Raw genomic sequence first — 13,218 nt, forward strand, 5'->3', positions numbered from 1 at the left:
TTAGATGGCTGACGGCGTCAGGTGGTGAGCGCCGCCGTGGTGAAGGAATCCTCGCTGCGGTCCTGGCCGAACCAGGCGCGGGCGGCGCGGCGCACCAGCGTCGTTTCGCGGCCGTCGAGGTGGCCGTCGGCCTGGACGATGTCGACCATCGTCTTCCACAGGCAGATCTGCAGCAGCGGATCGCGGATGTCGAGCAGGAGCTCGTCCAGCAGGGTCGGGTCGATCTCGACCACGCCGGCGCGGCAATTGGCGGCAGCGTCAAGCAGGTCTTCGCACAGCTCGCGCAGGGTCCGGTCGAAGGTCTCGTCGTCGACCTTGACCTGCTCCAGGAAAGAGGCCCGGTGCATGGCGTGCACCTCGGACGGGCTGACATGGCCGTCGACGATCATGGCGAGCGCGAGGATGCGGCTGACGGCTTCGGGACTGTTGGCGGGATAAGTGTGCATCGTGGACCTCGTCAAAAAAATGAATGTGAAGCCACTATAGGAGCGCACTATTGCAAAGTAAAATCGATTAATCTTTCGCTATTCGTAAGTTTTTTTGAGGTTTTGTACGATGATCAATTACAAGCACCTGCATTACTTCCACGCGGTCGCAACCCTGGGCACGGTGGCGCGCGCGGCCGAGCAACTGCACGTGACCGCACAGGCGATCAGCATGCAGTTGCAGGTGCTGGAGGACCAGCTGGGAGAGGCGCTGTTCCAGAAGAAGGGCAGGGTGCTGGAGTTGACCGAGGCGGGCAAGACCGTGCTGCGTTACGCCGAGCAGATCTTCGACCTCGGCAACGAGCTGGAACAGGCAGTGCGGCGCGGCGGCTTCACGGAGCCGGAGACCCTGCGCGTCGGCATTACCGACGTGATTGCCAAGACCATGGCCTTCCGCATGCTGCAGCCGGCGCGCGAGGCTGGCCTGGCCATGCGCCTGATCTGCAAGGAGGGCCGCTTCGAGGACCTGGTGGTCGAGCTTGCTGCGCACCGGCTCGACCTCGTGATCGCCGACCAGGGCCTGCCGACTGGCGGCGCGGTGCGTGGACACACCCGCCTGCTCGGTTCCAGCACCCTCACCGTGATGGGCCACCCGAAGCTGTGCCAGGCCTGGCCGGGCGACTTCCCGCAGCGCCTGGAAGGCGCGCCGATCCTGCTGCCGGGCCAGGACGCGGCCGTGCACAGCCAGCTGAACAGCTGGTTCGAGACCCACGCGCTGCGTCCCATCATCGTCGGCGAGTTCGACGACGGCGCGCTGCTGAAGTCCTTCGCCTGCGCCGGCACCGGCTTCATGGTGACGCCGACCGTGCTGGCCGACATCGTGCGCGAGGAAGACGGCCTGGAGGCGATCGGCACCATCGACACCCTGGTCGAGCACTTCTACGCCGTGTCGGTCGAGCGGCGCGAGCACCACCCGGCCGTGCGGCGCATCCTGGAAGGCGCGGGCTCGGTGTTCAGGGACGGCGCAGGCTAGTCTCATGCGTTCGCACTTCCATGCGATGATTCCTCGCGTGGCGCGCCGAGGCCGATGCGAGATACATTTTTTTGATACATCATTCGGGGGAATCCATGCTTGGCAATAAAGCGATTGCAGTGACTGCAGCTTGTTGTACGATGCTGTTGCCCAGCGCATTTGCAGAACAGATGTCCCCTGCACAAGGCCATCAGCCCCTGGCAAAGGAGCATGAGCATTTTCTGCGCGCAGTTCAATCGTTCATTCGAGATCCACAGGACGTCAGGCAGGAGCGGCTCCACAGACTTTTCTTCGCCAAATACAGGGCCGACGACTGCCCGCGCAGCTATATGGCCTGCACCTTCATCAATGAATCGGAGAGGCGAGGGGCGGTCTCCTTGAGCATGTTCCAGTTGCGCAATCTGCCGCATGGGCTCGGAACCGCAGCGAGCCTGAATTTCGACATTTCTCCCGATCCGTGCTTGCAGAAAGATTCGGTCGACCTCTACTTTGGGGACCGCGCCGTCGCCCCCAGTGTCCAGCCCCCGTGGACACTAGTGAATGGGGATACGACTGTTCCATTCCAGATGGAATACACCAGGCTGAAGTCCGCCGGTTCCGCCATTTACGCGTATATTTTTTTGACAAGAAACTGTGTCACGCGACTTCACATAAACTTCTGACCTGCCGGCGCAAATGGACCACGAAAGGAGCGTGACCTGGCGGGCCGGCCGAGACAACAACATCAGGGAGAAACGATGGAGAACACAGTCATGCAAGACCTGCCGGCGTCCGAACGCATCAGCGAGAAGATCGCCAGCTTGCCGGACTGGCGCGGCGCCACCCTGGCCCGGGTGCGCGAACTGATCCTGCAGGCCGATCCGGAGATCGTCGAGGAGTGGAAGTGGGACGTGCCGGTCTGGTCGCGCGGCGGCATCATCTGCACCGGCGAGACCTACAAGGCGGCCGTCAAGCTCACCTTCGCCAAGGGCGCTTTCGTGGACGACCCTGCCGGCCTGTTCAACGCCAGCCTCACCGGCAACCTGCGCCGCGCGATCGACATCCGCCAGGATGAGGAGATCGACGCCGCCGCCTTCCAGGCCCTGGTCCGCGCGGCCATCGCCACCAACCTGGCCAGCGTCAAGGCGAAGCGCAAATGAAAAGGGCCGGTCTTCCGGACCGGCCCTTTTGCAACCTGCAAGCTGCGCTTATACCACCGAACCCAGCTTGAAGATCGGCATGTACATCGCCACCACCAGGCCGCCGATCAGCACGCCCAGCACGACCATGATGAGCGGCTCCATCAGCGAGGACAGTGCGGCCACCGCTTCGTCGACTTCCTCCTCGAAGAAATCCGCCACCTTGCCCAGCATGGCATCCAGCGAGCCGGATTCCTCGCCGATCTGCACCATCTGGATGACCATGTTCGGGAACACGTTCACGTTCTGCATCGACAGGGTCAGGCTGGTGCCGGTGCTGACTTCGGTCTGGATTTTCCGGGTCGCTTCCAGGTAGACGTAGTTGCCCGCGGCGCCGCCGACCGAGTCGAGGGCTTCGACCAGGGGCACGCCGGCCGCGAACATGGTCGACAGGGTGCGGGTCCAGCGCGCGATGGTCGCCTTGCGGATCACCGAGCCGAAGATAGGCAGGCGCAGCAGCAGGCGGTCCATGGCCTGCTGCAGCTTGAGCGAGCGGCGCCAGGACTGGAAGAAGAAGTACAGGCTGCCGAACAGGGAGCCGAAGATCAGCCACCAGTAGGAGACGAAGAATTCCGAGATCGCCATCACGATCAGGGTCGGCGTGGGCAGGTCGGCGCCGAAGGTCTTGAACACTTCCTTGAAAGCCGGGACCACCCAGATCATGATCACGGCCGTGACCACGAAGGCGATCGCGAGGATCGAGATCGGGTACATCAGGGCCGACTTGATTTTGCCCTTGATGGCCAGGGTTTTCTCTTTATAGATCGCCAGGCGCGTCAGCAGGTCTTCGAGAATACCCGCCTGCTCGCCGGCGCCCACCAGGTTGCAGAACAGCGGGTCGAAATAGAGCGGGTACTTGCGGAAGGCGTTGTTCAGGCTGGTGCCGGTCTCGACGTCGTTGCGCAGGTCCATGATCAGCTTGGACATCGACGGGTTGGCGTGGCCCTTGCCGACGATGTCGAAGGCCTGCAGCAGCGGCACGCCGGCCTTCATCATGGTGGCCAGCTGGCGGGTGAACAGGGTCAGGTCCTTGTCGGTGATCTTCTTGCCGCTGCGGTAGGCCTTCTTCTTGACCTTGGTGACCAGGATGCCCTGGCGGCGCAGCGTGACGTTGACGATCGCCTCGCCCCCGGCGCGGATCTCGCCGCGCACGGTCTTGCCGGTGCGGTCCTTGCCTTCCCAGGCATAGACCTTTTCCTTGACCTGGGCGTTGCCCTGGCCTTTTGTGAGGAGGCTTGCCATATCGTGTTATTCGCTTCCTATTCGTTGGTGCAGCCGAGGACTTCTTCCAGGCTCGTGAGTCCCTGCTTGACTTTCATGAGGCCCGAGCGGCGCAGCGAATTCACGCCATCCTTCTCGGCCTGTGCGGCGATCTGCATCGAGTTGCCGTGCGCGAGGATCAGGGCCTCGATCGCCGGGGTGATCGGCATCAGCTGGTAGATGCCGACGCGGCCCTTGTAGCCGGAGCCGAGGCAGCGGTCGCACCCCACCGGGCCGTAGGGTTTCCAGTCGCCTTCCAGGTCGCTTTCGCGGTAGCCGGCCGCCAGCAGCACCTCGCGCGAGGTGTCCAGCGGCTGCTTGCAGCTGCACAGGCGCCGCGCCAGGCGCTGCGCCGTGATCAGGATGACGGACGAGGCGATGTTGAAGGGCGCCACGCCCATGTTCATCAGGCGGGTCAGGGTCGAAGGCGCGTCGTTGGTGTGCAGGGTCGAGAACACCATGTGGCCGGTCTGGGCGGCCTTGATCGCGATGTCGGCGGTTTCCAGGTCGCGGATCTCGCCGACCATGATGATGTCCGGATCCTGGCGCAGGAAGGACTTCAGGGCCACCGGGAAGGTGAGGCCGGCCTTGTCGTTGACGTTGACCTGGTTCACGCCGGGCAGGTTGATCTCGGCCGGGTCTTCCGCGGTCGAGATGTTGATGCCCGGTTTGTTCAGCACGTTCAGGCAGGTGTACAGCGACACGGTCTTGCCGGAGCCGGTCGGGCCGGTCACCAGCACCATGCCGTAGGGGCGCGAGATCGCGTCCAGCAGCAGGGCCTTCTGTTCCGGGTCGTAGCCCAGCGCGTCGATGCCCATCTGCGCCTGGGTGGCGTCCAGGATACGCATGACGGTCTTCTCGCCGAACAGGGTCGGGAGCGTGGAGACGCGGAAGTCGACGGTCTTGGTCGGGCCCATCACGAGGCGCATGCGGCCGTCCTGGGGCACGCGCTTTTCCGAGATGTCGAGCTTGGCCAGCACCTTGATGCGCGAGACCAGCTTGTCGCGGATGCCGATCGGCGGATTCGCGTGGTCGCGCAGCACGCCGTCCACGCGCATGCGGATGCGGTAGTACTTCTCGTAGGGCTCGAAGTGGATGTCCGAGGCGCCCAGCTGCATGGCGTCCATCAGGATCTTGTTCAGGAAGCGCACGATGGGCGCGTCCTCGACGTCGTTGGCCGGGTCCGGCGGCGGGGCGGCCTGGGCCTCTTCCTCGGCGAACTCGATCTCGCCATCCTCGCCGGCCAGCTCGTTCAGGCTGTCCTCGGCGCTCTTGGCGATGCCGGCCAGGAGTTTCAGGAGGGCGTCGTGGGCCACGATCACCGGCTCGACCGAGGCCTCGCTCTGGAACTTGATCTGGTCCAGGGCCTGGGTATTGGTCGGGTCGGACAGGGCCACCGACATCTTGTTGCCGCGCTTGGCCAGCGCGATCACGCGCTGCGCCTGCATCAGCTTGGCGTCGATGGCGGCCGCGGGGAAGGCCTCCGGCGCGAAGCTCGACAGATCGAGCAGGGGATAGCCGAAGGTCTCGGCGCAGAAGCTGGCGAGCGTGCCTGAGTCGATGATGCCGCTGTCGAGCAGGGTGTCGATGAAGGCGGCCTTGTCCTGCGTCGCCTTCTTCTGCAGCGCATCGGCCTGTCCCACGCTCAGGCGCCCGGCCTGGACCAGCGCGCGCGCCAGGCCCGCCATCGGCGTGCCTTGGGTCGTGTTGGGGAGGACTGCTGCCATATGCGCAAGTAGGGAAAAAGAGGATGCGACGTGGGTGGAGGATCAGTGGATGATGCCTACAGGCATCAAATTTGTAAAGGATTCCGTGCCCGGCTAGATGCGTGCGCGCCACGTAGACAGGATGGCACGCGCCGATTCGATATCAGCACAATAAGGGGTGTGAATCGGGCGACAACGAGTATGGTTCAGGCGACAAGGAAACGCCTTGATTGGGCGGGCCGCAGCAGCTTGACGCGCTTCACGGCCTGGTCCTGCACTTGCAGTACTTCGATGACGCAGCCGCCGATCTTCAGCGCGATCGGCGCTTCCGGGATTTCCTGCAGGGCTTCGAGCAGCAGGCCGTTCACGGTGCGCGGGCCGTCCAGCGGCAGGTCCAGGCCCAGCTGCTTGTTGATGTCCCGCAGGGGCGTGCCGCCGTCGAGCAGGCAGGCGCCCTGGGTATCCCAGGCCAGGGTGTCTTCGGGCGCGCTGCCGGCCTGCTGGGTGGTGAAGCTGCCGATCATCTCCTCGATGATGTCGTCCAGGGTGAGCAGGCCCTGCACCTCGCCGTACTCGTCGACCACCACGCCGAGCCGTTCGCGCGCCTCCTGGAAGTACTGGAGCTGGTCGAGCACGCGGGTGTCCTCGAGGATGAAATAGGGCGCGGCGAGCAGGGCGCGCAAGCTTTCCTTGCTGGCGCCGCCCGGCTCGCGCAGCAGGCTCGCCGCCTTGCGCACGTGCAGGATGCCGATCACGCGGTTGATCTCGCCCTCGTAGACGGGCAGGGTGTTGTGCACGCAGTTCGCCAGGCCGGCGAGGATGGTGTCGAAGGGGTCGTCGAGGTCGAGCGCCTCGATGCGCGCGCGCGGGCTCATGATGTCGCCGACCTTCACCGACTCCAGGTCGAACAGGTTGAGCAGGATGCTGCGGTGCTTCTGCGGGATGAAGCTGCCGCCTTCCAGCACCACCGAGCGCAGCTCTTCCTGCGACAGGCGCTGGCGCGCGGCGTCGGGGCCCGTGCGAATGCGCAGGATCCACAGCAGGGCGCGCACGAAGACGTTCACGAAGGAGATCAGCGGACGCCCGATGCGCATCAGGCCCTTGAGCGGCAGGCTGGTGGTGGTGGCGACCGGCTCGGGATAGCGTGCGCCGATGATCTTGGGCGAGACTTCGGCGAACACGATCAGGAGAAACGCCACCGCGGCGGCGGCGCCGGCGATCACGCTTTCCTCGGCGCCGAACAGGCGGATCGCGATCACCGTGACCAGGGCCGCGCACATGGCGTTGAGGAGGATGTTCGAGATCAGCACCAGCGACAGGAAGCGGTCGGTGCGTTCCAGCAGCCACAGGGCGGTAACGGCGCCGCGGTGTCCGCGGCCGGCCAGGTGGCGCAGGCGATACTTGTTGGCGGCCATCAGGGCCGTTTCCGACATCGCGAAGAAGGCGGAAAGAAGAATGAGGAGGGCGAGTGCGAGGATCAGCACCCACAAAGGGACGGTATCCAAGGGTCACCGTTGGAAGCTTGCGGGACGTTGATTTTAGGGCAAGCCGGGGGGAGGTGCAAGGATGCGGAGGAGGTGGGTGGCAAAACCGGACCCCGGCGCAGGCCGGGGTCCAGGTCAACTCAGCGCAGCGCCAGGCGCTTCGACCCACCCACGCTCTGGGCCGCGGTCTCCAGCTTGAACACCGACAGCGCCGCCGTCAGCTGGCTGGTCTGCTCGGTGAGCGACTCCGCCGCCGCCGAGGCTTCCTCGACCAGGGCCGAGTTCTGCTGGGTCATCTCGTCGATGCTGCCGATCGCGCGGCCGATGTCGTCGATGCCGGCGCTCTGGCGGGCGCCCGCGGCGCTGATTTCAGACATGATGGTCTGCACCTTGCGCACCGATTCCACGATCTGGCCCATGGTCACGCCTGCTTCGTCCACCAGCGCGCTGCCGGCGGCCACCTTGGACACCGAGTCGCCGATCAGTTCCTTGATCTCCTTGGCCGCCGCCGCCGAACGCTGGGCCAGGTTACGCACCTCGCCCGCCACGACAGCGAAGCCGCGGCCCTGTTCGCCGGCGCGCGCCGCCTCGACCGCCGCGTTCAGCGCCAGGATGTTGGTCTGGAAGGCGATGCCGTCGATGACCGAGATGATCTCGACGATCTTGTTCGCCGAGTTGTTGATGTCGCCCATGGTGCTCACCACGCCGCCCACCACCTGGCCGCCGCGGGTTGCGATGCTGGTCGCGTTTTCCACCAGCGCGTTGGCCTGGCTGGCGGCAGTGGCATTCTCGCGCACCGCGCCAGTCAGTTCTTCCATCGAACGCGTGGTGCGGTCCAGGCTCGACGCCTGCGATTCGGTACGTTGCGCCAGGTCGGCATTGCCGTTCGCGATTTCCGAGCTGGCCAGGGCGATGGTATCGGCCGAGGCCTTGATCTCGGCTACCAGGGTCGCCAGGCGGCCGCGCATTTCCTTCAGCGCCACCAGCAGGCTGCCTGTGTCGCCGGCTTCGATGCGGATGTCGGTCGACAGGTCGCCGCTGGCGACGGCACGCGCAATCTCGCGTGCGTATTCAGGCTCGCCGCCCAGTTGGCGCCAGATGGTGCGCACCACGAACCACGATATTACCGCCAGGGCAGCGATCACGATCAAGGCGGTCGCGATCATCGAGATCAGGACGTTCTGTACGCTGTTCTTGCTGCCTTCGATGCCGGCTGCGAACTGGCGCTGGGCCGCTTCGTTGACCTTGGCCAGGTCGCCGTTCAAGGTGGCGAGCGTCGACTGCATCTTGCCGACCACGGCCTGCGGGTCGCCTTCTTCCATCTCGAGCATGATACGCGCGGCCGACAGGGCCGGTGCGTAATAGGCGTCGAATTCCTTGCCCAGGCGGGCGCCGACTTCCTGCTGCCCCGGGATTTGCTTGAATTTTTCCAGCTTGGCGCGCAGCTTGTTGGCCTGCTCGCCGACCTGGCCGATCTTGTCCTTGTCGCCCTCGGCGACCGCGTCCTGCAGGCCGTCGGTGACGGCTGCGACGTCGAGAATGAGTGCCTTGGAAGCGTCGAGCACCGGATAGTCGACGCTGGCGGTCGTGGTGATCGAATTCAGCGCGCGGTTCGCGATCATCGCGCTGAAGCCGGCGCCGAGGCCGAAAATAATGGCGGAAATGACGGGCAGTGCCCAGATCCTGCGCTTGATGCTCATGGTGCTGTCTCCAGAATGCAGAAACCGCCGGCGGCACAAGGCCGTCGGCGGGTGCTACGAATGTACGCTCTTGCTTACTGAGCCGTGTAGACGACCTTGACGCTGCCGTCGACGGCGCTCTTGTCGATGTAGCCGATGGCCTTTGGGTTGGCGGCGACGGCCGCCTTCACGGCAGCGCTGTCGGCGACTTCCTTCGGCATCGTGGCCTTGCCGGTGAAGACCAACTTGGACCACAGGGCCTTGGCCTGGGAGGCGTCCTTGTCCGCGACCTTCTTGTAGAACTCGGTGCGGATCGGGCTCGAATCGGCCTGGTCGATCGGGGTCATGCTCGAGGACTTACCGAGGAAGAACTGGGCGACCTGCTCCTTGGTCATGCTGCTTTCGGCAGCACCCTTGTTCACTACCACGACCACCTCGGCCATGGCCGGAACGGCGGCGCCCAGGGCGGCAACGGCGAACAGCTTTGCAATCATCTTGTTCATCGTCCGCTCCTTAGAACACGAAATCGAGGGCGACGGCGCCGACGGTCACGGTGTCCTTGAAGCCCGGCTGCGGGTTCAGGAACAGGCCAGTGCCGTTCTTCGGCTTGATGCGGTCGATCTGTACCTTCAAGGCCACCGAGCTGGCGAAGTCCCAGCGCACGCCGATGGTATTGGTCGACTGTTCGCCCTGGCCCACGCCGGTGTTCGGCAGGCGGCGCACGCCGGCGCCGAGCTGCTGCAGGGTCGGGGTGCAGGCTGCCGGGTAGCCGGGCGGGCAGGCTGCCGGCACGGTGTTGACGATGGCATTGTCGATCTTCAGGTTAGCGTGGCTGACGTAGGGCAGTAACTTGCCGATGCGGTAACCGCCCATCGCGTACCACGCAGTGGTGTCGTTGATGTAGCCGCTCTCGTTCTTGCGCTTTGCAAACTCGGATTGGACGACAATATTGTTCCAGTCCATTAGCAGGCCCAGCGAGCTGAAGGTGCCCTTGTCTTCGTCGGCTTCGATTTCGGTGGCCAGTGCGTTCAGCTGCGGCAGGCGATAGCCGGTACCGGCAGCACGCAGGCCGCCCACCAGGCCGTTGAGGTTGGCGTTGCCGCTGATGGTCATGTCGGTGCGGGCGTAGCCGCCGCGCAGGGTGAAGGGGCCGTGCTCGGCCACCACGTTCAGGGCAAGGATGTTCTTGCCGCGCGCATGCGTCGTATGGCTCAGCGGCGCCTTGGTGTTGCCGGCAGCCAGTTGCGAGGTCACGGTGGTGTCGCCGAAGCTGTGCTGCCAGGTGATGTCGGCGCCGTCGATGCTGCCCATCGGAATTTGCGAGTACAGCTCGGCCGGCGGACGCAGCATGGTGTTGGCATAGCCGACGTTGCGGTAGTCCGAGATCATGAACACCGGCAGGCCGACACGGCCCACGCGCACGCTCAGTTCATCGCTGAGGCGTGCCTTGGCAAATGCCCATGCCAGCTCGGCACCGAAATGGTCTTCGGCATCCTGGCGCACCAGCACCTGGCCGGTGAACGAGAGCCAGCTGTTGACCGACATGTCGGCCTGCAGGCCGAGGTTCGAGTCGATGCCGGTACGGAAATTCTTGGACGAGCCACTGCCCTGGTTCGGGCGGGCGAATTCGGCCTTGTCGGTGTCGGCGTAGGTCAGGGCGGCGGTGCCGAAACCGCTGACTTTCACTGGAGGGAAGCCGTTGCCGTCTTGCGCATGGGCCGTCACGGCTGCCAGCGGGAACGCCAGCAGGGTAGCAATTACACTTTTTTTCATCATCATTCTTGTTGCAAAAGCTGCTCGGGAAGGGAGGCGCTGAAAAGGCAGCAAACAGGTAGCGCCATGAAGCTCTGGCCCTGATTCTATCCACCGAGCAATTTTTGATGCAAGACAAATGATTACAATGCGAGATATTTCGTGTAGGAGAAAGACTACATGTTGTGTCTTTGAAACAGCGTGTTGTCAGTTTTAGTTCCACCAATGACAAGTAGTGCCGCCTGCCGGCAGCTGCGCTTGCAGCGCGCGGTGCACGATTCCGGCCTTCACGGCCTCATCGGCGTCGAAGATGCGGGCATTTCCCGTGAGGTTGCCGCGGATATCGGTGGCGGTGCCGGCCGCCGTGGTGGCCTCAAGGAAAATGCGGGCATAGCGCTCGGCATCGAAATCGAGACAGTCGCGCCATTCGGACACGCGCGAGTGGTCGGCAGCAACCAGGCTGCCGAAGCCCCAGTGCAGCGGGTGGATCAGGAAGCGGGTGCCGGGACAGGCATAGCGTTTTTGTCCGGCCAGGAAGATGACCACGGCCACCGATTCCACGCTGCCGATGTTGTGGGTGGTGAGCGGCACCGGCAGCGACTTCAGGAAGAAATACAGGGCGAAGCCGGCCGTCATGTTGCCGCCTTCGCTGGACATGTGCAGTTCGATTTCGGTGGCGCCGTTCTGCAAGGCCTGCAGGCAGTTATTCCGGATCGCGCCGGCGGAGTTGTGGTTGATCGGGCCGATGAAATGAACGATGTGCAGTGCCATGGACTCTCCTTCTCGGTGAGCCCAAGCATAGCAAGTTTCAGGGTCCGGGCGCGTCCGCCTTGGCCGCCGCGGCGGCGCATTCGTCCTGCGGCCTGGCATGCGGTTCGACGACGATGCGGCGCCCGCCCACTTCCAGGTCTTGCCAGGCGGGCGGCAGCGCGCGCACCTTTCCGTCGCGCAGGGCCTGCCGCCAGCCATCGCAGGCGAGATTGGCGGAAAAGCCGCCCCCGATGCGCCAGCGCCCGTCGGCGTCCTCGGTGGCGAAGGCGTTCTGCCAGGGCAGATCCGAGAACAGCAGCACCTCCGGCCGCGCATCGCCGTTCAGGTCGATCAGCACTGCGTCGCAGCTGTCGCCGCGCCGCAGCAGGCAGCTGGGCACGCGCGGCGTGTGGGCAAGCGTGGACCAGTCCATTTTCATGAAACTGTCGGGCAGGCGGGTGCCGCCGGGCCAGACGCGCAGGTTGTCGGTCAGCCGCGGGGCGGCGCCCAGCCGGTCCAGCTGGTAGCGGTTCTGCAGCTTGCGCACCGTGGCGATGCGCCGGCGCAGCTCGGCCGCACCCGGCCGGCCAGTGTCCGCATCGAGCCTGGCCAGGGCCGCGCGCCCGAAGCGGGCGCCGTCGAAATGCAGGTAGCCGACGTCGAACTCCGCCGGCGTCACGCGGCCAGCCTCCAGGCGCGCCACCTGGTTGTTGGTCGACAGGCGCGCCGGGTCGGCCAGCGGCGTGAGCAGGGCCAGCAGCACGCCCAGCACCACCAGGGCCGCGGCGATGTTCACCCCGGCGACGCCGCGCAGCCAGCCGCGGCGCAGCGCCGCCGCCGCGTAGCCGCCGGCGTAGCAGGCGGCCACCAGCATGCAGGCGGCGGCATACACGCGCTCGTGGGTCCAGCCGTAATCGCCGACGCGCAGGGCGAGGGCATAGATGGCCAGCAGGGTGACCGGCACCAGGAGCAGGGCCGCGACGCGGGCCGCGATGGCGACCGGCCTGGCCACCGGCAGGGCGCCGTTCTGCCAGGCCGCGTTGATCAGGACCACGAAGGCGGCGGCCGCGCCCAGCAGCACGCTGGCCGCGCTGCGGGTGGCCCAGAGCGGCTCCAGGCCGGTGAACGGCAGGCTGACGAGGAAGCCGCCGACCAGCAGCGCCAGCACCGGCAAGATCCAGGACAGCAGCACCAGCAGCAGGTTGCGGATGCCCTGCACGATGGCGGGCCGCAGGTCGGTCAGGTGCATCGCGCAGGCGAAGGCGAAGGTGGTCACGGGGATGGCGAACCAGGATTCGCGGATGGCCTGCTGCAGGAAATCGAGCTTGACCAGCATGAACAGGGCGGCGCCCAGGTGCAGCACGATCCAGGTCGCGCCGACGAAGACGGCGCTGAAGGCCAGCTGCACGCCGAGCTTCCAGGCGGTCTCGAAATAGGTGGCGTAGGCGGCGATGCGGCGGCCTTCCTCGACGGCGGCCAGCACCAGGGCATGGGCGATGAAGCAGCCTGCAGCCAGGAAGAAGCACAGCTGCGGCGAGGGCTCCACCGCCACCGGCTTGGGCGTGACCGGGCGCGCGCCGATCATGCGCCAGACGTCGTAGAAAGCCAGACAGGCAATCACCGCGGCGGCGAACGTCACCCATTGCAGCAGGCGCCGCCTCGGCATCTGGCCCAGGCCGCTGATGGCCAGCACCGGCGCGAAGATCGACATCATCAGGAGCGGCACGAAGAGCAGCGGCATGGTCGCGGGCCACAGCAGCTCCTTGCCGGCCCGGTAGAGCAGGTAGAGGACCAGGCCCTGGACCAGGCCGATGGCGATGCGCGTGCCCGCAAGTGATTTCATCGTGGCGCTCCAGCTTGATAGATCGTCAATCTTAACCAGCTTCAAGCTGTTGCGCTACCGGCAAGATTGCTAGCTGCCCCAACCGGTGTCAGGTTGAGAGGGTCCGGC

General features: G+C 65.3%; 12 protein-coding genes. 3 read left to right on the forward strand and 9 right to left on the reverse strand.

From position 1 onward, the window contains the following. Window positions 1–17: 17 nt before the first annotated feature. The gene (locus NX780_RS10235; RefSeq protein ID WP_258827760.1) at window positions 18–446 is read right to left on the reverse strand and encodes a tellurite resistance TerB family protein; all 429 of its coding nucleotides are present in this window, start codon (window positions 444–446) and stop codon (window positions 18–20) included. A gap of 109 nt (window positions 447–555) precedes the next feature. On the opposite strand from NX780_RS10235, the gene NX780_RS10240 reads away from it, so the two are divergent. The 3 genes from NX780_RS10240 (at window position 556) to NX780_RS10250 (ending at window position 2,597) form a co-directional block, all read left to right on the forward strand. After that, window positions 556–1,458: a LysR family transcriptional regulator gene (locus NX780_RS10240; RefSeq protein WP_258827761.1), complete on the forward strand. Its 903-nt coding sequence runs from the start codon at window positions 556–558 to the stop codon at window positions 1,456–1,458. Window positions 1,459–1,553: 95 nt separating this feature from the next. Beyond that, entirely contained in the window at window positions 1,554–2,120 is a 567-nt protein-coding gene (locus NX780_RS10245) for a hypothetical protein (RefSeq protein WP_258827762.1), read from the forward strand. Between the two features lie 90 nt (window positions 2,121–2,210). After that, window positions 2,211–2,597 carry a DUF1801 domain-containing protein gene (locus tag NX780_RS10250; protein WP_370663593.1) on the forward strand — a complete coding sequence of 129 codons (387 nt, stop codon included), beginning with the start codon at window positions 2,211–2,213 and terminating at the stop codon, window positions 2,595–2,597. Window positions 2,598–2,645: 48 nt separating this feature from the next. Here NX780_RS10250 and NX780_RS10255 read toward each other — a convergent pair whose 3' ends face one another. From NX780_RS10255 to NX780_RS10290, 8 genes are all read right to left on the reverse strand, one after another. Then, on the reverse strand, window positions 2,646–3,878 hold the full coding sequence (locus NX780_RS10255; RefSeq protein WP_258827764.1) for a type II secretion system F family protein: 1,233 nt from the start codon (window positions 3,876–3,878) through the stop codon (window positions 2,646–2,648). A 17-nt stretch (window positions 3,879–3,895) separates the two neighbouring features. Continuing rightward, entirely contained in the window at window positions 3,896–5,623 is a 1,728-nt protein-coding gene (gene pilB / locus NX780_RS10260) for a type IV-A pilus assembly ATPase PilB (protein WP_258827765.1), read from the reverse strand. Window positions 5,624–5,808: 185 nt separating this feature from the next. Next, window positions 5,809–7,107, reverse strand: a complete 1,299-nt coding sequence (locus tag NX780_RS10265) for an HlyC/CorC family transporter (protein WP_258827766.1) — start codon at window positions 7,105–7,107, stop codon at window positions 5,809–5,811. 119 nt (window positions 7,108–7,226) lie between these two features. Further along, window positions 7,227–8,786, reverse strand: a complete 1,560-nt coding sequence (locus NX780_RS10270; RefSeq protein WP_258827767.1) for a methyl-accepting chemotaxis protein — start codon at window positions 8,784–8,786, stop codon at window positions 7,227–7,229. Window positions 8,787–8,860: 74 nt separating this feature from the next. Further along, window positions 8,861–9,268: a hypothetical protein gene (locus NX780_RS10275; RefSeq protein WP_258827768.1), complete on the reverse strand. Its 408-nt coding sequence runs from the start codon at window positions 9,266–9,268 to the stop codon at window positions 8,861–8,863. Between the two features lie 10 nt (window positions 9,269–9,278). Next, window positions 9,279–10,538, reverse strand: a complete 1,260-nt coding sequence (locus NX780_RS10280) for a hypothetical protein (protein ID WP_258827769.1) — start codon at window positions 10,536–10,538, stop codon at window positions 9,279–9,281. Window positions 10,539–10,730: 192 nt separating this feature from the next. After that, on the reverse strand, window positions 10,731–11,288 hold the full coding sequence (locus NX780_RS10285; protein ID WP_258827770.1) for an ATP-dependent Clp protease proteolytic subunit: 558 nt from the start codon (window positions 11,286–11,288) through the stop codon (window positions 10,731–10,733). Between the two features lie 37 nt (window positions 11,289–11,325). Then, window positions 11,326–13,110, reverse strand: coding sequence for a DUF4153 domain-containing protein (locus NX780_RS10290; RefSeq protein ID WP_258827771.1), 1,785 nt, complete (start codon window positions 13,108–13,110; stop codon window positions 11,326–11,328). Window positions 13,111–13,218: the final 108 nt, after the last annotated feature.

Origin of the sequence: Massilia agri (assembly GCF_024753255.1) — a bacterium.
Classification (GTDB): Bacteria; Pseudomonadota; Gammaproteobacteria; order Burkholderiales; family Burkholderiaceae_D; genus Telluria; species Telluria agri.